Annotated in this window: 23 protein-coding genes; 8 read left to right on the forward strand and 15 right to left on the reverse strand. The window is 62.7% G+C overall.

Features of this window, described 5'->3' with window-relative positions:
* Nucleotides 1-52: 52 nt before the first annotated feature.
* The 4 genes from trpC (at nt 53) to lexA (ending at nt 3619) form a co-directional block, all read left to right on the forward strand.
* Complete coding sequence (gene trpC, locus V1475_RS17220; protein ID WP_479413730.1) at nt 53-853, forward strand: indole-3-glycerol phosphate synthase TrpC; 801 nt, start codon at nt 53-55, stop codon at nt 851-853.
* Nucleotides 853-1329, forward strand: coding sequence for a cyclic pyranopterin monophosphate synthase MoaC (gene moaC / locus V1475_RS17225; RefSeq protein WP_479413731.1), 477 nt, complete (start codon nt 853-855; stop codon nt 1327-1329). Before trpC ends, moaC begins: the two co-directional genes overlap by 1 nt.
* Nucleotides 1330-2502, forward strand: a complete 1173-nt coding sequence (locus V1475_RS17230) for a molybdopterin molybdotransferase MoeA (protein ID WP_479413732.1) — start codon at nt 1330-1332, stop codon at nt 2500-2502.
* Nucleotides 2503-2899: 397 nt separating this feature from the next.
* Nucleotides 2900-3619 carry a transcriptional repressor LexA gene (gene lexA, locus V1475_RS17235; protein WP_479413733.1) on the forward strand — a complete coding sequence of 240 codons (720 nt, stop codon included), beginning with the start codon at nt 2900-2902 and terminating at the stop codon, nt 3617-3619.
* A 57-nt stretch (nt 3620-3676) separates the two neighbouring features.
* Here lexA and V1475_RS17240 read toward each other — a convergent pair whose 3' ends face one another.
* On the reverse strand, nt 3677-5842 hold the full coding sequence (locus V1475_RS17240) for a ComEC/Rec2 family competence protein (RefSeq protein ID WP_479413734.1): 2166 nt from the start codon (nt 5840-5842) through the stop codon (nt 3677-3679).
* A gap of 81 nt (nt 5843-5923) precedes the next feature.
* Between V1475_RS17240 and gltX the strand changes: the two genes are divergently transcribed.
* Both gltX and V1475_RS17250 read left to right on the forward strand, forming a co-directional pair.
* Nucleotides 5924-7369 carry a glutamate--tRNA ligase gene (gene gltX / locus V1475_RS17245; RefSeq protein ID WP_479413735.1) on the forward strand — a complete coding sequence of 482 codons (1446 nt, stop codon included), beginning with the start codon at nt 5924-5926 and terminating at the stop codon, nt 7367-7369.
* 243 nt (nt 7370-7612) lie between these two features.
* The gene (locus tag V1475_RS17250; protein WP_479413736.1) at nt 7613-8911 is read left to right on the forward strand and encodes a citrate synthase; all 1299 of its coding nucleotides are present in this window, start codon (nt 7613-7615) and stop codon (nt 8909-8911) included.
* 79 nt (nt 8912-8990) lie between these two features.
* Here the strand turns inward: V1475_RS17250 and V1475_RS17255 are convergent, their stop codons facing one another.
* Nucleotides 8991-9443 (reverse strand): hypothetical protein, encoded by a 453-nt coding sequence (locus tag V1475_RS17255; RefSeq protein WP_434286641.1) that lies wholly within the window; start codon nt 9441-9443, stop codon nt 8991-8993.
* A 70-nt stretch (nt 9444-9513) separates the two neighbouring features.
* On the opposite strand from V1475_RS17255, the gene V1475_RS17260 reads away from it, so the two are divergent.
* On the forward strand, nt 9514-9966 hold the full coding sequence (locus V1475_RS17260; protein ID WP_479413737.1) for a MarR family winged helix-turn-helix transcriptional regulator: 453 nt from the start codon (nt 9514-9516) through the stop codon (nt 9964-9966).
* Nucleotides 9967-9973: 7 nt separating this feature from the next.
* Here V1475_RS17260 and V1475_RS17265 read toward each other — a convergent pair whose 3' ends face one another.
* From V1475_RS17265 to murI, 13 genes are all read right to left on the reverse strand, one after another.
* Nucleotides 9974-10750 (reverse strand): enoyl-CoA hydratase-related protein, encoded by a 777-nt coding sequence (locus tag V1475_RS17265; protein ID WP_479413738.1) that lies wholly within the window; start codon nt 10748-10750, stop codon nt 9974-9976.
* A 77-nt stretch (nt 10751-10827) separates the two neighbouring features.
* Nucleotides 10828-11391 carry a DUF2087 domain-containing protein gene (locus V1475_RS17270; RefSeq protein ID WP_479413739.1) on the reverse strand — a complete coding sequence of 188 codons (564 nt, stop codon included), beginning with the start codon at nt 11389-11391 and terminating at the stop codon, nt 10828-10830.
* 233 nt (nt 11392-11624) lie between these two features.
* Nucleotides 11625-12077 carry a cytochrome c-type biogenesis protein gene (locus V1475_RS17275; protein WP_479413740.1) on the reverse strand — a complete coding sequence of 151 codons (453 nt, stop codon included), beginning with the start codon at nt 12075-12077 and terminating at the stop codon, nt 11625-11627.
* Nucleotides 12074-14044 carry a heme lyase CcmF/NrfE family subunit gene (locus V1475_RS17280; RefSeq protein WP_479413741.1) on the reverse strand — a complete coding sequence of 657 codons (1971 nt, stop codon included), beginning with the start codon at nt 14042-14044 and terminating at the stop codon, nt 12074-12076. The genes V1475_RS17275 and V1475_RS17280 overlap by 4 nt, the downstream gene beginning before the upstream one ends.
* Nucleotides 14045-14190: 146 nt before the next feature.
* On the reverse strand, nt 14191-14625 hold the full coding sequence (locus tag V1475_RS17285; RefSeq protein ID WP_479413742.1) for a hypothetical protein: 435 nt from the start codon (nt 14623-14625) through the stop codon (nt 14191-14193).
* Nucleotides 14622-14783, reverse strand: coding sequence for a hypothetical protein (locus V1475_RS17290; RefSeq protein WP_479413743.1), 162 nt, complete (start codon nt 14781-14783; stop codon nt 14622-14624). The genes V1475_RS17285 and V1475_RS17290 overlap by 4 nt, the downstream gene beginning before the upstream one ends.
* On the reverse strand, nt 14783-14965 hold the full coding sequence (locus V1475_RS17295; RefSeq protein ID WP_434286632.1) for a hypothetical protein: 183 nt from the start codon (nt 14963-14965) through the stop codon (nt 14783-14785). Before V1475_RS17295 ends, V1475_RS17290 begins: the two co-directional genes overlap by 1 nt.
* On the reverse strand, nt 14958-15557 hold the full coding sequence (locus V1475_RS17300) for a holin family protein (RefSeq protein ID WP_479413744.1): 600 nt from the start codon (nt 15555-15557) through the stop codon (nt 14958-14960). The genes V1475_RS17295 and V1475_RS17300 overlap by 8 nt, the downstream gene beginning before the upstream one ends.
* Nucleotides 15548-16159, reverse strand: coding sequence for a holin-associated N-acetylmuramidase (locus V1475_RS17305; protein ID WP_479413745.1), 612 nt, complete (start codon nt 16157-16159; stop codon nt 15548-15550). The genes V1475_RS17300 and V1475_RS17305 overlap by 10 nt, the downstream gene beginning before the upstream one ends.
* Before the next feature lie 148 nt (nt 16160-16307).
* On the reverse strand, nt 16308-16889 hold the full coding sequence (locus tag V1475_RS17310) for a thermonuclease family protein (protein WP_479413746.1): 582 nt from the start codon (nt 16887-16889) through the stop codon (nt 16308-16310).
* Nucleotides 16890-17004: 115 nt separating this feature from the next.
* Nucleotides 17005-17448, reverse strand: coding sequence for a cytochrome c maturation protein CcmE (gene ccmE / locus V1475_RS17315; protein ID WP_479413996.1), 444 nt, complete (start codon nt 17446-17448; stop codon nt 17005-17007).
* A 30-nt stretch (nt 17449-17478) separates the two neighbouring features.
* A complete protein-coding gene (gene argC / locus V1475_RS17320; protein WP_479413747.1) occupies nt 17479-18507 on the reverse strand; it encodes an N-acetyl-gamma-glutamyl-phosphate reductase in 1029 nt (342 codons plus the stop codon).
* A gap of 129 nt (nt 18508-18636) precedes the next feature.
* Complete coding sequence (gene murI / locus V1475_RS17325; protein ID WP_434286628.1) at nt 18637-19449, reverse strand: glutamate racemase; 813 nt, start codon at nt 19447-19449, stop codon at nt 18637-18639.
* 351 nt (nt 19450-19800) lie between these two features.
* Here murI and V1475_RS17330 point away from each other — a divergent pair, with 351 nt between their 5' ends.
* Nucleotides 19801-20706, forward strand: a complete 906-nt coding sequence (locus V1475_RS17330; protein ID WP_434290846.1) for a LysR family transcriptional regulator — start codon at nt 19801-19803, stop codon at nt 20704-20706.
* Nucleotides 20707-20828 lie beyond the last annotated feature (122 nt).

The following is a 20828-nucleotide window of genomic DNA, read 5'->3' on the forward strand; positions in this document are numbered from 1 at the left end:
GCGCGCCCTTTGCCATCTTCCCTTAACCGCCCCCGCAAGGTATCTCTGCCCCATGTCCAACGTTCTCGATAAAATCAAAGCCTATAAGCTCGAAGAAGTGGCCGCGGCGAAGCACTCCGTGAGCCTCGCCGAGCTTGAGGCCGAAGCCTCCGCTCAAAGCCCCACGCGCGGCTTTGCCAAGGCGCTGCAACGCGCCGCACAGACCGGCTACGGGTTGATCGCGGAGGTCAAGAAAGCCTCTCCGTCCAAAGGCCTCATCCGCCCGGATTTCAACCCGCCCGCCATCGCCCGCGCCTATGAGGCGGGTGGTGCCACATGTCTCTCCGTTTTGACCGATGCGCCCTCATTCCAAGGCTCGCCCGAGTTTCTCAAGGCCGCCCGCGCCGAGGTCTCCCTGCCGGTTCTGCGCAAGGATTTCCTCTATGACACCTATCAGGTGGCCGAGGCCCGTGCCTGGGGCGCCGATGCGATCCTGATCATCATGGCCTCCGTCGACGATGCGCTGGCCGCCGATCTGGAAGACGCCGCTTTCGGTTACGGCATGGACGTTCTGATCGAGGTGCATGACGCAGAGGAGCTTGAGCGCGCGCTCAAGCTCAAATCCCCGCTTCTGGGCGTCAACAACCGCAACCTCAAGACCTTTGAAACCACGCTCGACACCACGTGCGCGCTGTCGAAACTCGTCCCGGCGGATCGCACGCTGGTCTGCGAAAGCGGGCTGTTCACGCCTGCGGACCTCGCCGATATGGCGGGCTATGGCGCGCGCTGTTTCCTCATCGGCGAAAGCCTGATGCGGCAAGACGATGTCGAGGCCGCGACCCGCGCGCTGCTCGCCAATCCGGTTACGGCATAATGGCGGAGCTGACGCATTTCGACGGCGAAGGCCACGCCCATATGGTCGATGTCTCCGGCAAGGCCGTGACCGACCGGCTGGCCACCGCCGAGTCCGCCATAAAAATGACGCCGGAGACACTGGCGCTCGTGACCCAAGGCACCGCGAAAAAGGGCGACGTTCTGGGCGTGGCGCGGCTGGCGGGCATCATGGGGGCGAAACGCACCTCCGATTTGATCCCGCTCTGCCATCCGCTGCCGATCACCAAGGTGACGCTCGATCTGGAGCCGGACGAGGCCCTGCCCGGCATCCGCATTCGCGCCACTGTCAAGACCTCCGGCCAGACCGGCGTTGAGATGGAGGCGCTGACCGCCGCCACCGTCGCCGCCCTGACCGTCTATGACATGCTCAAGGCCGCCGAGAAGGGCATGGAGATCGTCCAGACCCGCCTTCTGCGCAAGGAAGGCGGCAAATCCGGGACTTATGAGGCCAAGTAAATGATCACCGTCGCCGAAGCGCTTGAAAACGTGTTCAAACTCTGCCGCCCGCTCGGCACCGAACGCGTCTCCCTGCGCGAGGCTTCGGGTCGGGTTCTGGCCGAAGATGCGATTGCCATGCGCGACCAGCCGCCCTTTGCCTCCTCCGCGATGGACGGTTACGGCGTTGTGACCGATCATCCGACCATTGGCGATACGTTCAACGTCATCGGCGAAAGTGCCGCCGGGCATGGCTACACTGGCCCGATGGGCGACAGCGAGGCCGTGCGGATCTTTACCGGCGCGCCGGTGCCCATCGGCGTCACGCGTGTGATCATTCAGGAAGACGTCTCCCGCGACGGCGATGTCATCACCATCACGGAAACGCTCTCCGGGAACCGCAACATCCGGCCCTTGGGCGGCGATTTCAAATCCGGAGACCGGCTGGCCGCCCCGCGCCGCCTGACGCCGCAGGACATCAACCTTCTCGCCGCGATGAACATCCCCGAGGTGACCGTCACGCGCCGCCCGGTCGTGGCGCTCATCGCCACTGGCGACGAGCTGGTGATGCCCGGAGAAACGCCCGGCCCCTCGCAAATCATCGCGTCCAATTCCTTTGGCCTTGCCGCGCTGATCGAAGCGGCGGGCGGTGTCGCCCGCATGCTGCCCATCGCGCCGGATGACGAAGACATGCTGGCCGCGACCTTTGCCATGGCCGAGGGGGCCGACATGATCGTCTCCATCGGCGGCGCCTCCGTCGGCGATCACGATCTGGTCGGCAAGGTGGCCGAAAAACTCGGCCTCGCGCGCGCCTTCTACAAGGTCGCCATGCGCCCCGGCAAACCGCTGATGGCGGGGACGCTGAACGGGGCGGTGATGCTCGGCCTGCCCGGCAATCCGGTGTCGGCCATGGTCACGGCCCAGCTTTTCCTGTTGCCTGCGCTTGCCGCGCTTTCAGGGCTCCCCCCCGCCCCGGCCTCACGCAGCAAAGCCTTGCTGTTGCAGGACATTTCCGCGAACGGTCCGCGCGAACATTATATGCGTGCGATCCTGACCGAGGACGGCGTGCGTCCCTTCGAGCGTCAGGACAGCTCGCTCATGTCGATCCTGTCGCAGGCCAACGCGCTTCTGCTGCGCCCTGTCGGCGATCCGGCGCGCAAGGCGGGCGAAACCGTCGACGTGATCCGCCTGTAAAAAAACCGTCTGTAAAAAACCGTCTGCTCCCGACAAAATTAACTCCGTTTTAACCAAGCTGCACTCAACTCTCCTCAAAGGCGCAACAGATCGCTTTCTGGTGAGACGGAGAGGAACATTGACACATTTCGGGAACAGCGGTAGAACATTTTCAGAACACACGCAAAAACCCGTCTGGGGACTGACGGAAAGCGGTGGCCCCGTGGCCTTTGGTCGGAAACGCGTCGGGACGGGCATTCCTCCCTCCGCCACCCTGACCAGAATGCGCATTTCCGGTCCCGTGGCTCCCGTGCCGGTGCATTACATCCGGCGCTCAGACACAGGCTGGGTCACACAAGAGACAAACACCCTCTCGATGGCCGCGCCAGACCAGAGGACGGGACAGAGGAATGAGCCGATGCTGACGAAAAAACAGCTCCAGTTGCTGGACTTCATCAACACCAGACTTCAAAGGGACGGGGTTCCGCCCTCTTTCGACGAAATGAAAGAGGCGCTCGACCTGCGCTCGAAATCCGGCATTCACCGGTTGATCACGGCGCTTGAGGAACGCGGCTTCATCCGCCGCCTTGCGCACCGCGCCCGCGCCATCGAAATCGTCAAACTGCCCGAAAGCCTCGGGGGCGCCCCCACCGCGCCGACCGCGGCCCAGTCTGGCGGTTTCACGCCCCGCGTGATCGACGGCGACCGCCCGGATCACACGCCCCCCGCCGCGATGGAGATCGAGGCGGTGACCGCGATCAACCTGCCGATCATGGGCAAGATCGCCGCCGGTCTGCCGATCGAGGCGATCTCCGACGGAGCCATGAACGTGGCCGTGCCAGGGTCGATGCTTTCCGGTCGCGGCAATCACTATGCGCTTGAGGTCAAAGGCGATTCCATGATCGACGCCGGGATCAACCATGGCGACATCGTGGTCATTCGCGAAACCAGTCAGGCCAGCAACGGCGACATCGTCGTCGCCATGGTCGAGGGCTACGAGACCACGCTCAAACGCTATCAACGCCAGGGCAACATGATCGCGCTTGAGGCGGCGAACCCGGCGTTCAAGACCCGCGTCCTGCCCGCCGATCAGGTTGAGGTGCAGGGCAAGCTTGTGGGGCTGATCCGCAGCTATTGAGGCTCAACGCCCAAACGTCAGGAACCGCCACAGTCAAATGTGGCGGTTTTCTCATGCTCACGGTGCGCCGCGCAAAGCCAGACGCCCCATCCCGGTCCCCGCCTCATGGAAACGCAATCCCATGGCGGCGGGCAAAAGCCCGGCCCTCACCTCCCGCGCAGAGGGCGCATGCGCCCCACGCAACGCCGGTGTATTCCAGAGCCGCAGGCCCGAGGCGGCATAGGCGGTGCGGATCGTGACCGTCCCGCCCGTCTGGGATACCGCAAGCGAGCCGCTCTGCCGCAACATGCCGAGATCGGCCAAAAGGCATCCCTCTGGCATATCCCCGTCCCAAAGCTGGTTCACAATGACCAGATCGGCCTCGGCGCAGGCCGCCCGCACCGCCTCCTGCCAGCCACGCCCGGTGACATGGCGCACCCGGAGCGGCCCGACGTCCAAGGGCGGCATGGCGCGCGCGGCCGCCATCGCCTGATCCGGCAGATCGCCGTCATTCTCCAGCCAGACCGTTGCGGCAAACCCGCTGCCCTGCGCTTTCGACAGCGCGCGTCCGTCCAGTCCCATCCGTCCAACCAGCGCACCGTCGTCGGAGATCAAAAGCGCCGGACGTTCGGCCACGCTCCAGAGCCAGAAGCCCGAGAGCACCGCGATCAGCCCGACATGCTGCGCCCGCCCGCGCCAGAGGATGACGAACAGCGCCCCGAGCGCGATCAACGGCAATGTGGCGGGCGGCGGCGACGGCAAACGACTGACCGCACCCTCCCATGAGGACACGGTCTCGGCCACGAACAGAATCCAGCGGATGCCCCAGCCCATCACCGCCAGCCCCAGCGATTGCAGCCCGATGGGCGTCAGCACCAGCGCCAGCACCGCCGCCGGGATCACCATCGCCCCCATCAAGGGCACAGAGACCACATTCGCGATCAGGCCGAAATCCGCGATCCGGTTGAAATGCGCGGCGGCGACCGGCGCGGTGGCGATGCCCGCCACGCCGGAGGAGATCACGACCGTCGCGATGGTTCTGAGCCACGACGGCCAGGACCACATCAGCCGCAACCGCCGAATGATGGAGAACACCGCGACCAGCGCCGTGGTGGCGGCAAAGGACATCTGGAAACCGGGTTCGGGGAGCACTTCGGGCTGGAGCGTCAGCAGGATCAACGCCGCGATGGCGACCGTGCGCAGCGAAATCGCCTGCCGGTCCAGCAGCACCGCGATCAGGATGACCGAGACCATGACAAAGGCCCGCTCGGTCGCGACATTGAACCCCGACAGCGCCAGATAGAACGCCCCCGCGAGGAGCGCCCCCCCGGCCGCCAGTTTCTTGATCGGCCATTTCAGCGCCGCGCCGGGGATCATTGCGAGGCCCAGCCGCAGAGCAAAGAACACCACCCCGGTCAGAAGCCCCATGTGCAACCCGGAAATCGCCAGAAGATGCGATAGATTGGCACCCCGAAGCGCCTCCGCCGTGTCCTGTGAAATGCCCGCGCGATCCCCGGTCAGGATCGCGGCGGCGAAAGCGCCGGTCTGGCCGGGCAGTTTGGCTTGCAGATCCTGCGACACCACCTGCCGCAACCGGTGCACCCAGAGCGCCGGGCTGGGGTCGACGGCCGCGGCGCGCAGCACGGGCGTGCGCGTGTAGCCCACCGCGCCGAGGCGGTCGAACCACGCCATGCGCTGAAAATCGAAGCCGCCGGGTTCGGTCGGCCCCGGCGGCGGCGAGAGATGCGCGGTCATGGCAAGCCGAAGCCCCGGTTCCGGGACGACAAACGGCTGATCGCCATGCAGCGAGATGCGCACCCGCACGGGCGTGCGCCCCGGCGCCGTATCGCGCAGCACCACCCGGTCGAGCGTCAGGCGCAGCGCATCGGAGGCGGAGCGGTCGATCTTGATCACCCGCCCCTCCACCGGACCGTAATAGCGGTAATTCAGCACCGGTGCGGCGACACTCTGCGTGCGAAACCCGGCGATAAGCAGCCCGGCCAGCACAAGCAGAAGCGCGATGACAAAGGGCGCAATCTGCGGCGGCACACGCCAGAGCAGCAGTCCAAGTGCAACCGCACAGGCCAGCCAGACCACCAGCAACGCGCGCGAGGGCTCATCGGGCAGCGCGAAGAACAGGCCGATCCCCATGGCGTAAAACACCGGCGTCCAGAGGAACAGCCGCCCGCGTTGACCATCGACGATGTCGAGGGGGATCTGTGCGAGTTTCCTGAGGGCGCGCACCCTTGTTTCCCCTTCCGCCTTCCCTTATGCCCGGTGACAAACAGCATCCGCCAACATGGTTACCAAAAGGTTAATCTTCCCATGTCCGATATCTCCGCCGCCAAACCTGTCGTCACCCGCATCGCCCCCTCGCCGACCGGCGATATGCACATCGGCACCGCCCGCACCGCGCTGTTCTCCTGGCTCTATGCCCGCGGCCGTGGCGGCAAGTTCCTCTTGCGGATCGAAGACACGGACCGGGTGCGCTCGACCGACAGCGCGACCAAGGGCATTCTCGAAGGCATGGCATGGCTCGGGCTCGATTACGATGGCGAAGCGGTGAGCCAGTTCGAGCGCGCGGAGCGGCATGCCGAGGTGGCCCGCGAGATGTTGGAGATGGGCAAGGCCTATAAATGTTTCTCGACCCAGGACGAGATCGAAGCCTTCCGCGAAGAGGCCCGCGCCAAGAAGGAAAGCACGCTGTTCCGCTCGCCCTGGCGCGATGCCGACCCGTCGAGCTACCCGGATATGCCCTATGTGATCCGGGTGAAAGCACCGCGCGAAGGCGTCACCGTGGTCAAGGACCGGGTGCAGGGCGACGTGACCTTCAAGAACGATCAACTCGACGACATGATCCTGTTACGTTCGGATGGCACACCGACCTACATGCTGGCCGTTGTCGTCGATGACCAAGATATGGGCGTGACCCATGTGATCCGCGGGGACGATCACCTCGCCAATGCCGCACGCCAGATGATGATCTACGAGGCGATGGGCTGGCCGGTGCCGGTCTACGCCCATATTCCGCTGATTTTCGGGCCGGACGGCAAGAAAATGTCGAAACGCCACGGCGCAGTCGGCGTGAAGGAATATCAGGCCATGGGCTACCCCGCATCGGGCATGCGCAACTACCTTGCCCGCCTCGGCTGGTCGCATGGCGACGACGAATTCTTCACCGACGATCAGGCCAAGGATTGGTTCGATCTCGATGGAATCAACAAGGCCCCGGCGCGGTTCGACACCAAGAAACTCGAAAACATCTGCGGCCAGCATCTCGCGATCATGGCGGATGCTGAAATCTTGAGCGAAATCGAGGGCTACCTTGAGGCGGCGGGCGAAGCGGCCCTGACATCACAGCAAAAAGAGCGACTGGGCGCGGCGCTCGATTGCGTCAAGGGGTCGAGCAAGACTTACCCTCAACTCCTTGAAAAGGCACGTTTTGCACTGGTATCGCGGCCCGTCGACATGGATGAGAAAGCGGAAAAACAACTGGGGTCTGTATCCAACGGTATACTGGAAGAATTGACGCCGCACCTGCAAAGTGCTAGCTGGGAGCGCGACGCATTGGAGGAGGCTGTCGGCCGCGTGATGGAAGCAATGGAGCTCGGGTTCGGCAAGGTCGCCGGCCCCTTGAGATCCGCCCTCGCCGGCCGCGCCGTGACCCCGAGCGTGCTCGACATGATGCTTGTTCTTGGCCGCGAGGAAAGCCTCGCCCGGATCGCGGATTTCATGACGATCAGCGCACAAGCGGCGTCGCAAGAGGAGTGACCGGGGCGTTCTAGAGACGGTCACGTGCGAAATTCAGGCCGGAACCCCGTTCCGGTCAGACCCCGAAGTCCCGGCGCAGCCTGCGCCCCGGCTCAGGGTCGGAATTGGTCCCTCCCGATTTTGCGGGACGGGTCAGCCAAGACGGTGTCCGGGATCCGCCCGGGCGTCCGCGTGACCACCAGCGGAACTTCCGCCGCCTGCAAAAGCAGCGTGGGGAAGTCACCGCCAACCGAAGGAACGACCATGGCAGACACTCAGAAGACTGCGACCCTGACGCTCGACGGCAAATCTTACGAGCTTCCCGTCCTTTCCCCGACCGAAGGCCCCGACGTCATCGACATCCGTAAGCTCTACGGCCAGGCTGATGTGTTCACCTTTGATCCCGGCTTCACCTCCACCGCCTCCTGCGACAGCTCGATCACCTTCATCGACGGCGAAGAAGGCGTGCTTTTGCACCGCGGCTACACGATCGGCGATCTGGCCGAGAAATCCCACTTCCTCGAAGTCTGCTTCCTGCTGCTCTACGGGGAACTGCCGACCGCAGCCCAGATGGAGAAATTCGAGAACACTGTGACGCGCCACACCATGGTGCACGAACAGATGCTCAAATTCTTCACCGGCTTCCGTCGTGACGCCCACCCGATGGCCATCATGGTCGGTGTCGTCGGCGCCATGTCCGCCTTCTACCACGACTCGATCGACATCGCCGATGCGCATCAGCGCGAAGTCGCGACCATTCGCCTGATCGCGAAAATGCCGACCATCGCCGCGATGGCCTATAAATACACCATCGGCCAGCCGTTCGTGTATCCGCGCAACGATCTTGATTACGCCTCCAACTTCCTGCACATGTGCTTCTCGGTTCCGGCCGAGAACTACGAGGTCAACCCGATCCTGTCGCGCGCCATGGACCGTATCTTCACGCTCCACGCCGACCACGAACAGAACGCCTCGACCTCGACCGTGCGTCTGGCCTCGTCCTCGGGTGCCAACCCGTTCGCCTGTATCGCGGCCGGTATCGCCTGTCTCTGGGGCCCGGCACACGGCGGCGCCAACCAGGCCTGCCTCGAGATGCTGCGCGAGATCGGCACCGTGGACCGCATACCGGAATACATCGCCCGCGCGAAAGACAAGAACGATCCGTTCCGCCTGATGGGCTTCGGTCACCGCGTCTACAAAAACTTCGACCCGCGCGCGACCGTGATGAAACAGTCCGCCGACGAAGTGCTTGAACTTCTGGGCATCGAAAACAACCCGACGCTTCAGGTCGCCAAAGAGCTTGAGAAACAAGCGCTGCAAGACCCGTATTTCGCGGAGAAGAAACTCTTCCCGAACGTCGATTTCTACTCCGGCATCATTCTCGAAGCGATGGGCTTCCCGACTGCGATGTTCACCCCGATCTTCGCCCTGTCGCGCACCATCGGCTGGATTTCCCAGTGGAAAGAACAGATCGAGGATCCGGCGATGAAAATCGGTCGCCCGCGTCAGCTCTACACCGGTCACGCCCTGCGTCCCTATGTGAACGTCGAAGACCGCGGCTGATCTTTCTCAGCCTTGCAAATTGGAAAACCCGCCGGAAACGGCGGGTTTTTTCTTGAGTATTTGCACCATCGGAAAGCCCTCAGGCGAGAGAAATCCGGCGGCGGCCAAGCCTCATCCCGTCGCGCATATTCAGGCCCAGAAGCGTGATATTCGTCGCGCCCGCGAGCAATTCGACGCTCTGGATCAAATAATAGACCGCCCCGCCCTGCCCCTGCATCGCCAGCGGCACGAGGATCAGAGCCGAAGGCACGAGAAACACCAGACCGTTGAACGCGATGATCTTCATCCGTTTTTGTTTCGCGGCGATCAAAGGCCCGCGCATCCGCTGGCCGAGACGATTGCCCGAAAGCCCCGCCAGGATCAGCATCGGAATGAGCGCCAGAAGCCCCCAGGCGATGGTGAGCTTGGTCAGGGCGATCACGTATTTGTCGCCGATGATCAGGGTGATAACCGTGGCGCTCCAGTTGGCGAGCACGATCAGAAGCCCGGTCGCGCCGAAAAGCGCGTGAAGTTTGGGAAGGAAAGTCGGCATGATGAGTCTCCATTTACATAGCTTGCTATTTATTATTGAATAGCTTGCTATCTTGTGAAAAACAAGTCCCATGGCAGAGACACAAAAAGAAACAGATTTCACCCGCACCGGGTCCGAAGGCTATCAGGTCAACCTGATGGCCCGCCTCTTCGCCCGCGCGCTTCAGGCACAGATCAAGCCTCTGGGGCTCTCGACCGGCACGTTTCCGGTGCTTCTGGCGCTTTGGGAGCGGGAGGGGCAGACCCAGCGCGAGCTGGTCACGGAGCTGGGCGTCGAGCAGGCGACCATGGCCAACACCCTGTCGCGGATGGAGCGCGACGGGCTGATCACGCGCCGCGCCCATGAGGCGGATGCGCGGGTTCAAACCGTGTGGCTCACGGAGCGGGCGAAGGGGTTGGAACAAGCGGCGACGGCGGCGGCGGGCGAGGTCAACGACCGGGCCATGGCCGGGCTGACGGAGCAAGAGCGCCAGACCTTCGCGGCGCTCCTGTCCCGTGTGATCGGCAACCTGTCAGATCATTGAGAGGGCGTTAACGCCCCTCGTATTTCGGTCTGCGCTTTTCAAGGAACGCCAGCACGCCCTCCTTGAAATCCCGCGTCTGGCCGCAATGGTTTTGCAGCTTCGCCTCAAGTGTCAGTTGCTGCTCCAGCGTATTGTCATAGGAGGCGTGCATCGCTTCCTTGATGTGGCGATAGGCCACCGTCGGCCCCTTGGCGAGATGTGCCGCACGGGCCTGCCAATGCGCCACGAAATCCGCATCCGGCACCGCCTCGTAGATCATGCCCCAGCGCTCGGCCTGCGACGCCGTGACCTCATCGGCGAACAGCGCCGACCCCATGGCCCGGGCCATACCGATGGTGCGTGGCAGGATATAGGTCCCGCCCGCATCCGGCATAAGACCGATGCGCGAAAACGCCTGAAGGAAGATCGCCGATTGCGTGGCGATCACCACATCGCAGGCCAGCGCCAGCGACGCCCCAGCCCCCGCCGCCACGCCGTTGACGGCTGCGATCACCGGCACCGGACATTCGTGGATCGCGTAGAGCATCGGCTCGTATTCGTCGCGCAGCGTGCGTTCGAGATCGGCCGTCGCCGCGTCCACCCCGTCGCCGAGATCCTGACCCGAACAAAAGGCGTTGCCCTCCCCGGTCAGAACGATCACCCGCGCAGATCGCCCGGCATCGCGCACCGCATGGGTGATCTCGGCGCGCATCTGGGTATTGAGCGCGTTTTTGACCGCCGGACGGTTGAGCGTCACGGTCGCGATGTTGTTTTCCAGCGTGAAGCGGATGGTTTCGTACTGCATGCGCGTCTCTCTCCCTGTTTGTGCCCAAGATAAGAGCTTGGCGGGTAAAAGGAAGAGAGACGCTCCGTCAAATGCGCTCAGAGACCATAGAGAGACGAGGTCCGATCCGGCACGCTCGGATGGGCACTGCGGCGACGGAGCACCTCGCGGATCACCGCCTGCGCCGTGGCGTCGGGCCTGGCCCCAAGCCGGACATAGCGCGATCCGTCGCGGTTGCGCTCCAGAAGCCCGTCTTCGATCAGCGAGCGCCGGATCTGCGCCGGGTCACGGAAGGCGGTCATGCCGTCGAACAGTTCGGAAATCGTCCTCTCGCTGAACACGGTACGCGGCGGCACCTGCGCCCAGAGCGCCCAAAGGCAATGCTGGCGCACCTTGCGCTTGGTGGACCAGCTTTCCAGAAGGCCTTCGGGCGTAAAGCGGGCGAGCGCGCGGGAGACGGCGCGGCCCTCGACCGGCTCGACCGGGTCGGTGCCGGTTTGCGTGGCCTTGAGGTGCTGGAAATTGCGATACCCGCCCGCGCGGGCGATGGCATTGAGCAAACTCTGATGGCCGGGGATCGCGCCGCCATCGAATTCGGATTTCAGCACCCGCGCAAAGGCGGACACATCGGGAAGGGTGAGGGAAATACTCTCACGAGTCATCGGTTCACTCCGTGGATCGCGTCAGATGTCGTGCGGGGAGCTGCCCTTGGCCCACGCCTGAGACGCGCGGAAAGACCGGAAGGTTTTATAAGAGCAGGTTCAGCTTACCCAAAAAGGCGGCAGCGACTCGGTGAACTGCGGACCGTGCGGACTGTATAGAAAACCCGCCGCTTTGTGTCCAGCGGCGGGGGTCCCGAGTATTTGCAGCAGCAAAGGAAACGCAAAGCGGTGCGTTACTCCTGCATCAGGCTCTCAAGCCGGGTCTTTTCCTCGTCGGTCAGCTCCGGGACGACCTCGCTCTCCCGACCGCGGCGGCGGATGAAGGAAATGCCGATGCCCAAAGCGAGGATCAGCATCACCGGCCCCGCGATCCAGAGCACCTTGTTGGCGCCATTCATCGTCGGTTTCAGCAGCACGAATTCGCCGTAGCGGTCGACCACATAGTCCACCACCTCATCGTTCGTATCCCCCGCCACGAGGCGTTCACGCACCAGAAGCCGCAGGTCTTTGGCGAGCGTGGCGTTCGATTCGTCGATATTCTCGTTGCGGCAGACGAGGCAGCGCAGGCCTTGGGAAATATCGCGCGCACGGGCCTCCATCGCCGGGTCCGGCAGCACCTCGTCGGGTTGAACGGCCAAAACCGGCGTGGCGATCAGAAGTGCGAGGGCAAGAAGCAGACGTTTCATTCGGCGGGCACTCCCTTCGCTGCGCCATGGGCTTTGCGCGCGCCGACGCCGACGCGGTAGCGACGATCCGTCAGCGACAGCAGCCCACCGAAGGCCATGATGATCGTGCCGCCCCAGATCCAGTTCGCCAGCGGCTTGATATAGGTGCGCACCGCCCAGCCGCCGTTCGATTGCACATCGCCGATCACCAGATAGACGTCACGCAGAAAGCCGTTGTCGATGCCCGCTTCGGTCGTGGGCATCTGCGCCACCGGGTAGTTGCGTTTTTCCGGGTGGAGCGTGGCGACTTTCTTGTCGCCCTCGAACACGCCCATGGTCGCCATGGTGGTGATATAGTTCGGCCCCTGCGCCCGCTCGACCTTTTCCAGCGCGATGGTGTAGCCCGCAACCTCGAAGGTTTCGCCGACCTGCACCACGCGGATGTCTTCGACCGTCCAGGCGGTCAGCCCGGCGATCCCCGCCATGGTGATGCCAAGCCCGCCATGGGCCAGAAGACGCCCCCAATCGGCTCGCGGCAAACGGGTGAGACGGCCGAGATTGACGGTCTTGCCGGTGCGCAGCAAAAGATCCTGCACCGCCCCCGCCAGAAGCCATGTGCCAAGCGCGATGCCGATGGGACCCAAGAGCGTTTTCTGGGTCTGGATCGACCAGATCAGGCCAAGAACGGTGAAGGCGAGGATCATCGAGGGGATGAGTTTTTTCACGGTCGCCCCCATCCGCGCGCGTTTCCACGGCAGGATCGCCCCGATGGGCAGAAGGATCGCGAGCGCGACGAAGAAGGGCGTGAAGGCGGCGTTGAAGAAGGGTGCGCCGACAGAGAGTTTACGCCCCCAGAAGGCTTCCGCAATAAGCGGCCAGATCGTGCCGATGAAGACGACGAAGGACGACACCGCCAGCAGGATGTTGTTGATCACCAGGGCGCTTTCACGGGAGACCAGCGAGAACACGCCCTTGGCCTGCATCGCATTGGCCCGGATCGTGAAAAGCAAAAGCGCGCCGCCCATGAAGATCGCAAGGATCAAAAGAATGAACACGCCGCGCTCCGGGTCGTTGGCGAAAGCGTGGACGGAGGTGATCACGCCCGAGCGCACGAGGAACGTCCCGATCAACGAAAATCCGAAGGCCATGATCGCCAGAAGAATGGTCCAGCTTTTCAGCGTCTCGCGTTTCTCCACCACGATGGCGGAGTGCAGCAAAGCGGCGGCAAAAAGCCATGGCATCAGCGAGGCGTTTTCGACCGGATCCCAGAACCAGAATCCGCCCCAGCCCAACTCGTAGTAGGCCCACCACGAGCCAAGCCCGATACCGATGGTCAGGAACACCCACGCCGCCAAGGTCCAGGGCCGCACCCAGCGCCCCCATGCGGCGTCGACACGACCTTCGAGCAGGGCGGCGACGGCGAAGGAGAAGGTCATGGAGAGGCCGACATAGCCGAGATAGAGAAACGGCGGATGAAAGGCCAAACCGGGGTCTTGCAACAGCGGATTGAGATCGTCACCGTTCATCGGCGGCATGGCGAGGCGCAGGAACGGGTTCGAGGTAAAGAGGATGAAGGCGAGGAAGGCGACGCCGATCGAGCCCTGAACGCCGATCACCCGCGCCCGAAGCGTCGCCGGAAGATTGCCGCCGAACAGGGCCGCCGCCCCGCCGAACAGCGCAAGGATCAACACCCACAAAAGCATCGAACCCTCGTGGTTCCCCCAGACACCCGAGACCTTGTAAAGCATCGGTTTGAGCGTGTGCGAGTTCTCGACCACCACCTTGAGCGAAAAGTCCGAGGTCACGAAGGCATAGGTCAGCGCGCCGAAGGAAAACGCGATCAGCACAAGCTGGATCATCGCTGCCGGTTCGCCCACGGCCATCATGGCGCGGTTGCCGCTCTGCGCGCCCCAAAGCGGCAGGACGGTCTGCGCCAGAGCCACGAAAAAGGCCATGACGAGGGCAAAATGTCCGAGTTCTACAAGCATAGGCGCCTCCCTGTTGCAGAAAGGTTCTACCCGCTTGGGGGCGCTCCGCCAATGGCCTGCGCGCGGATGTCGCAAGGAAATGATGTCACACAGAGGAAAGGGGCCACCCCTGGCCCCTTTCCGTCTCTTCCCACCGGCTTTTGACCTCAGAGGATCAAAAGCACCCCAAAAGAGACGCTCACCGCGCCCGCGACCGGCCAGAGGAATTTCAGCCCCGAAAGCCCGAACGTGCCCTGTATCACCGAGAAGTGAAGCACCGCGCCCGAGATCAGGAGCGACAGGAACAGGAACAATGCGACCGTCTCCACGCCCGTAACCGGCCCCAAAACCGTGCTCTGTGCCACCTGCATCGCCCACCACCAACCGGTGGTCAGACCCGATCCGGCCCAGCTCAAAGACATGCCCAGCGCCAGAGGCGTGGCCCGCACCTGCCAGAGCCACAGAAACGTGCCGGAGATCATCAGCGCCATCAACGCGATGGCCCCGAAGCTCAGCACAAGCGCCTCCGCCACGCCGAACATCGCCACCGCAACCGCCAAAGCGCCAAGCACGACGCCATAGAGAGTAAGAACCTGTTTCATTGCTTCAACATCTCCTTCACGACCGCGTCGAGCGCATCCGCCGCTTCCCGGTTGCGCCGGACGGCTGCGGTCAGGGCCTCTCCCAGCCAAAGCTCCCGCAGCGCCGCTTTTAATCCGCGCCAGACCATCCAGCCCCTCCGCATCACGATCCTCCACATCACGATCCTCCTCGGGGCAAACGCTCCCGGATCATCGTGGTCATCTCGATCAGGATCTGCGTGTTCTTATCCAGAACCCGCCGCGTCGCCTGATCCTTTTGCAGGTCGCGATAGAGCAGGAAAAACACCATGAGCACCCAAGGCCCGTGTTCGGCCAGCGCCCCAATCAGAGCATCACTCATCACGTCCCTCCCTCCAGGCCGCAAGCGCCGGGTTCGGGGCCTCGGCGCCCGGCAGATCGACCTGCACATCGACAGGCGCGGCACTCCACCCCGAGCCGGACGGAAGCCCCTGCCCCTGCGCCCCCGCATCGAGCGCCCGGAGCGCTGCGATATTGGCCTGAACCACCGGGGCCTGCGCCATGGTCGAGGCAACAGAGCGTTGGAATTCCTGAGATTTTACCTGATAGCGCGCCCCGAAATAAAACGACACGATGGTGCCCAACAGCCACCACAGCGGCTCCGGCACAAGCGCGATCCCCTGCATCCGCGAGGCAAACCAGATCGGATCGACCATGGCCGAGACGCAAAGCCCGATGGTGCCAAAAGCCATCAGCGGGCGCGGCACCCGGTTCAGCGCATCCATGAACCGGTCGAAATAGCCGGTGCGCGCCGTCGCGAATTCGCCCGCGAATTGCTGCATCGCCGCCGAGCGATAGCCCGCTTCCCGCGCGCCCGCGTTTTCCTTGTTCTCAAAGAACACTTCGGCCGTGTCCTTCACCACATTGCGCCCGTCGCCGAACAGCGCGTCGAAAATCCGCCCGATCAGCCCCATGCCGCCACCCGAGCGGCGTGCTCGGCCTCCGTCAGGTGATAGCGCGGGGAAATGAACTCTTCGGCGCGGGTGATCCAGCCGCCCTTGCCGCCATCCCGGCGTTTGGCATATTTGCGCGATCCCGGACGGCGATCCGCCAGCGCGTAATAGTAATTGCGACGGGCGATGCCGTAAGCGTCCGCAAGGTAATTCGGCGCCAGAGACTGGGCGATAAACGCCGCCTCGATGGTCTGCGGCCCGACCGCCCCGTCGATGGCGATGCGCTGCCCCATGTCATTGAAAAGCCGCTGCAAAATCCGCACCGCATTGGCGCCCGTGTTGACATACATATCGAACACGCTGGCTTGCAGCACCGGCGGCAACTCGTCGATCCGCGGGCCTTTGAAATAATGCTCGACGAAAATATCCCGCGCCTTGTCGCGCGTCAGCCGTTTGACATCGGCCTCGTCGATCCGCCCGTTGCCATCGAGATCGAGCCCGATCCGCTGCATCGTGCCAAGCGTCACCCCGTATTTCGTCGCCCCGCCCGGATCGTCGGGGTCATTGACGTAACCGCCCTCGCGGGCGACGATTTCCATCGCGATTTGCTGTACTGTTTTCATCGGCCTCAATCCCACCAAATTGATGAGTTGAGGCTGACGCAAAAAGGTTAACGCCGCCGGAGTTGGGCGTTCGGACAGCCTTTTAAAGGCAATTAACCGTCTTTAAACGCGGGAGAAAAAGCCCCGCATCGTGAAGAGGTTTCAGTTCTCACTCGCGCTCTTTGCGCGCATTCTGTTTGGCTTCGAACGTCTCCCAGACCTGCATCCGCCCCTTTTGACGCGCATCCGCAAGCCAGAGCTTCTGACGAACATCCGGCACCTCCATGGATCTGTATGCTCCCCCTGAGAATTTCGCCCAGTCGATTGCGAGGCCCTGCTTGACCATCTCAGCCGACAAGTCCCGCCCATCGGGCAGGTAACACCGCGCAACCGTGCGGCCATGACCGTCCACATCTGTCACCTCGGCGCGTATGGACTGACCTTTGCAAAGTTTGACCAAGGCCCATTTCGCTTTTTTGCCATAAGGATGGTTAAGCTCCGGCGCATCGACACCAAAGAGGCGAACTTGGGTCTTGGCAATGGTCAGCGTATCACCATCGACGACATAAGCATTCCCCCGCAAGATCGGCTTTTCCAAAGCCTCTCTGGCCGTTTTTTCATTGAAGGGTGCAGGCTTCGGTGTTGGCCGATAGAGCGGCTTAGGCTCTGCCGGTTTAAACGCGCGACGCACGGCACGCCTCGCCTCTTTCCTGGCATTGCGAATGAAAAGACCGCCAATGACGATGGCCACGGCAAAAAGAAATTCAAACATGCTTCATTCCCCCCGGAATAGGAGGAATTGAAGGGGAGATTTCTTAAGATTTCAAGAAAAACACTTGCTGCGCTTGCAGCAGCACAACAGTGGCTCAGCTCTCCGGCTCTTTATAGACCCCGGTCTCTTTCAGCGACTCCATCACCTCTTTCGGCATATAGGTCTCGTCGTGTTTCGCCAGAATCTCGGTCGCCACAAAGGTGCCGCCGACCATCGACCCGGTGCCGATCATCCCCTGGTTTTCGCCGAACAAATCCGGCAACACGCCCTCGAAGGTCACTGGAATGGTCTCCGCCCCGTCGGTCACCGAAAAAGTCACATGCGTGCCTTCGCCCCGCACCAGAGTGCCGTCTTCGACAAGCCCGCCCAAGCGGAAAATCTCGCCCGCGCGCGGCGGTTCGGCCTTCACCTTCGACGGGTCGCGGTAGAGGTTGATCCCGTCGCGCATCGCATAGCCGATCATGCCGGTGGACAGCGCCAGCGCCACGGCGGCGACGGCAAAGACCTGAATGCGGCGCGTCTTTTTAAGGTTTTTCAAACCGGCCATGGGATCTCCTCCTCAGCTCCCTTACGGATACATGGGCACATTCATGAGACCCATGGTCTCATCGAGCCCCAGCATCAGGTTGGCGTTCTGGATCGCCTGACCGGACGAGCCTTTGGTCAGGTTGTCGATGGTGCCTATGACGATGGTGCGGCCCGGAATGCGGTCCTCCACCACGCCGATGTGACAGAAATTCGAGCCGCGCACATGTTTCATCGCGGGGGCTTGGCCGAAGGGCAGCACATGGATGAAAGGCTCATTCAGATAGGCGTCGGCCAGCGCATAATGCACCGCGGAGGCTTCGCCCTGCACGTAAGCCGTGGCAAGGATGCCGCGCGTCGCGGGGATCAGGTTCGGGGTGAACTGGATGCGCACGTCGCGGCCCGCGATTTTGGAAAATTCCTGATCGAACTCGCCCAAATGCCGGTGTTTGCCGCCGATGGAATAGCCGAAGGCGTTGTCTTCCAACTCACCGAACAGCAGGTGTTCCTTGAGCGAACGCCCGGCACCCGACACGGCCACCTTGAGATCGAGAATGATCTGGTCCAGATCGATCACCCCCGCCGCAATCAAAGGCCGCAGGATGAACTGTCCCGTCGCCGCGTTGCACCCGGTCCCGGCCACAAGCCGCGCGCCTTTGATCTCATCGCGGTAGAATTCTGTGAGGCCATAGACCGCCTCTTTCTGGATCTCCACGGCGGAGTGCGGCTTGCCGTACCATTTTTCGTATTCGTCCGGGTCGCGCAGCCGGAAATCCGCCGACAGATCGACCACTTTGGTGGTCGGCGGCAGCTCCTTGATCACCGCCTGCGAAGTCGCATGCGGCAGCGCGCAAAACGCCAGATCGACGGCGGAGAAATCAATATCCTCGATCTTGCACAGCGCCGGAAGCTCCATGTGACGCAGATGCGGGTAGACCTCCGCCATTTCCATCCCCGCCTTGCGGTCACCGGACAGCGCCACGATCTCCATCATCGGATGGGTCGCGATCAGGCGAACAAGTTCCGCGCCCGTATAGCCGGAGGCTCCAAGAATGGCGATTTTATAGGTCATGGTGGTCATCTCTCACATCGGCCCTGCTGCGCGTCCTCGCTCAAACAGGCGCCCTCAACTTAGAAGGATTCTGAATCTATCGCAATTGCGACGGGTGGGCGCAGGGCAAACGCCCCTCCCCGAACCCCGTCACGCCTTGATGAACTCGACTTTTCGTCGCAGGAATTGCGTCGCTCCGCGCGACACCTTCGCCGGGTCCCCGGTGGTCAGGAACATCGTCTCCGTCCCCGACCCGACCATCTGCGGATGCCGCGTCAGGTAATCCGCGAGCGACGAGGCCACCAGATTGGCCTGTGAAAACACTTTCACATCCGCACCCAGCGCCTCCTGAAAGGCGTCCTGCATGATCGGATAATGGGTACAGCCCAAAATCGCCGCATCCGGCGTCGGCATCTTGCGTTTGAGCGCATCGACATGCGACCGCACCAGAGCGTCCGCCAAAATCATGTCGCCCTCTTCGATGGCATCGACCACGCCGCCACAGGCCTGCGCCTCGACATCGACGCCAATGGCGCGAAACGCCAGCTCGCGCTGAAACGCACGCGACGCCACGGTGGCGGGCGTCGCAAAAAGCGCCACATGTTTCACCTCGACCTCGCGCGGCGGCGAATTGTCGCCCCATTGCCGTTCGGTCAGCGCCTCGATCAGCGGCACGAAAACGCCCAACACCCGCTTTTCGCGGGGAATCCAGCTTTCCTGCATCCGCCGGAGCGCCGCCGCCGAGGCCGTGTTGCAGGCGAGGATCACGAGATCGCAGCCCGCCTCCCAGAGGCGTTCCACCGCCGTCGTCGTCAGGTTGTAAATGTCATCGGCAGTGCGCACCCCGTAAGGCGCATGCGCATTGTCGCCGAAATAGACGAAGGGCACATCGGGCAGCCGCTTCTGAACCGCATCGAGCACCGTCAACCCGCCCAAACCACTGTCAAAAATGCCGACTGCCATATCAATCCCGATCCTTCAGACCTTTTTGCGCCCGGTTCGCACCACGGGCTTTGACGATAGTGAATAGGTCTCGGCGCACAGAAAATCCATCAACTTTTTGCTGTCCCCGCGGAATTCGGCCAGCCGCTTCGGCGCGGTCCGATGCGCTCACTGCCCTGGGCAGTTTGCCTGCGATCAACCCTCTTTGCCCGAAATCTTTGCAATTGCTTCATATCTTCGCGTCAATTTGTGGTAGCGCAAGGCAATCCCCTTGCGGTCTGAGCAAAAACAAAGAATGAAGCGGCCAAAATACCTTTTCGGGCTAAGTTTCGTGTAAACTGTCCGAAAGAGGAGGAGGAGCAGGTGACGGGTATGGATTGGGACAAGCTGAGAATTTTCCACGCGGTGGCAGATGCCGGATCGCTCACCCATGCGGGGGACGCCCTGCATCTGAGCCAGTCCGCCGTCTCGCGGCAAATCCGGGCATTGGAGGAATCGCTCTCGACGACGCTGTTTCACCGCCACGCCCGCGGGCTGATTCTCACCGAGCAGGGCGAGTTGCTGTTCGAGGCGACCCGCGCCATGGCGAAACGTCTGGACGCCGCCGCCGCGCGCATTCGGGACAGCGAGGAAGAGGTCTACGGCGAACTGCGCGTCACCTCCGCCACCGGCTTCGGCACGCTCTGGCTCGCGCCGCGCCTCTCGAAGCTTTATGAGAAATACCCCGAACTCAACATCGATCTGATGCTTGAGGAGCGTGTGCTCGACCTGCCGATGCGCGAGGCCGATGTCGCAATCCGGATGAAAGAGCCGTCGCAGGCCGATCTGATCCGCAAGCGCCTGATGAACATCCGCATGCGGCTCTTCGCGACGCCGGAATATCTGGCCGAGCACGGCACCCCGGAAACCATGGACGATCTGACCAAGCACCGGTTGATCTGTCAGAACCCGAATGCCCATCAGGTCGCCGCAGGCGCCCGTCTGGTCGAGGAACTGAACGATCACAACATCCGCTCGAAGCTCTTCGTGAACAACTATTTCGGCGTGTTGCAGGGCGTTCTGAACCATCTCGGTGTCGGCGTCCTGCCCGATTACCTCGTGGAAACCTCACCGCACCTCATCCGCGTCCTGCCGGAGGTGGAAAGCGGCGAAGTGCCCGTGTTCCTCGCCTACCCCGAAGAGCTGCGCCACTCGAAACGCATCGAGGTGTTCCGCGATTTCATCATCGAGGAAATCAACGCTCACCGCCGCGTCATGCGCAAGGACGAGTTGCTCTGAGCCCATGCCGGTTGGGATTGGCACGCGATCTGCGCCAATCCCGGCAAGGGGCCCCGGCAAGGGCTATGCAATTTCCGCATGGCGGCATTGCAATGCATGCGCAGAAAACCCCTTGAACGATT

The organism is Celeribacter sp. SCSIO 80838 (assembly GCF_056498065.1).

What these genes read in the sequence shown, in the direction of transcription:
- murI (WP_434286628.1), bottom strand. Translation starts at nt 19,449, where the DNA reads ATGGCAGTCGGCATTTTTGACAGTGGTTTGGGCGGGTTGACGGTGCTC.
- V1475_RS17230 (WP_479413732.1), top strand. Translation starts at nt 1,330, where the DNA reads ATGATCACCGTCGCCGAAGCGCTTGAAAACGTGTTCAAACTCTGCCGC.
- argC (WP_479413747.1), bottom strand. Translation starts at nt 18,507, where the DNA reads ATGACCTATAAAATCGCCATTCTTGGAGCCTCCGGCTATACGGGCGCG.
- V1475_RS17305 (WP_479413745.1), bottom strand. Translation starts at nt 16,159, where the DNA reads ATGAAAACAGTACAGCAAATCGCGATGGAAATCGTCGCCCGCGAGGGC.
- V1475_RS17275 (WP_479413740.1), bottom strand. Translation starts at nt 12,077, where the DNA reads ATGAAACGTCTGCTTCTTGCCCTCGCACTTCTGATCGCCACGCCGGTT.
- V1475_RS17265 (WP_479413738.1), bottom strand. Translation starts at nt 10,750, where the DNA reads ATGCAGTACGAAACCATCCGCTTCACGCTGGAAAACAACATCGCGACC.
- V1475_RS17270 (WP_479413739.1), bottom strand. Translation starts at nt 11,391, where the DNA reads ATGACTCGTGAGAGTATTTCCCTCACCCTTCCCGATGTGTCCGCCTTT.
- moaC (WP_479413731.1), top strand. Translation starts at nt 853, where the DNA reads ATGGCGGAGCTGACGCATTTCGACGGCGAAGGCCACGCCCATATGGTC.
- V1475_RS17330 (WP_434290846.1), top strand. Translation starts at nt 19,801, where the DNA reads ATGGATTGGGACAAGCTGAGAATTTTCCACGCGGTGGCAGATGCCGGA.
- gltX (WP_479413735.1), top strand. Translation starts at nt 5,924, where the DNA reads ATGTCCGATATCTCCGCCGCCAAACCTGTCGTCACCCGCATCGCCCCC.
- V1475_RS17250 (WP_479413736.1), top strand. Translation starts at nt 7,613, where the DNA reads ATGGCAGACACTCAGAAGACTGCGACCCTGACGCTCGACGGCAAATCT.
- V1475_RS17280 (WP_479413741.1), bottom strand. Translation starts at nt 14,044, where the DNA reads ATGCTTGTAGAACTCGGACATTTTGCCCTCGTCATGGCCTTTTTCGTG.
- V1475_RS17300 (WP_479413744.1), bottom strand. Translation starts at nt 15,557, where the DNA reads ATGGGGCTGATCGGGCGGATTTTCGACGCGCTGTTCGGCGACGGGCGC.
- lexA (WP_479413733.1), top strand. Translation starts at nt 2,900, where the DNA reads ATGCTGACGAAAAAACAGCTCCAGTTGCTGGACTTCATCAACACCAGA.
- V1475_RS17295 (WP_434286632.1), bottom strand. Translation starts at nt 14,965, where the DNA reads ATGAGTGATGCTCTGATTGGGGCGCTGGCCGAACACGGGCCTTGGGTG.
- trpC (WP_479413730.1), top strand. Translation starts at nt 53, where the DNA reads ATGTCCAACGTTCTCGATAAAATCAAAGCCTATAAGCTCGAAGAAGTG.
- V1475_RS17255 (WP_434286641.1), bottom strand. Translation starts at nt 9,443, where the DNA reads ATGCCGACTTTCCTTCCCAAACTTCACGCGCTTTTCGGCGCGACCGGG.
- V1475_RS17290 (WP_479413743.1), bottom strand. Translation starts at nt 14,783, where the DNA reads ATGTGGAGGATCGTGATGCGGAGGGGCTGGATGGTCTGGCGCGGATTA.
- V1475_RS17260 (WP_479413737.1), top strand. Translation starts at nt 9,514, where the DNA reads ATGGCAGAGACACAAAAAGAAACAGATTTCACCCGCACCGGGTCCGAA.
- V1475_RS17285 (WP_479413742.1), bottom strand. Translation starts at nt 14,625, where the DNA reads ATGAAACAGGTTCTTACTCTCTATGGCGTCGTGCTTGGCGCTTTGGCG.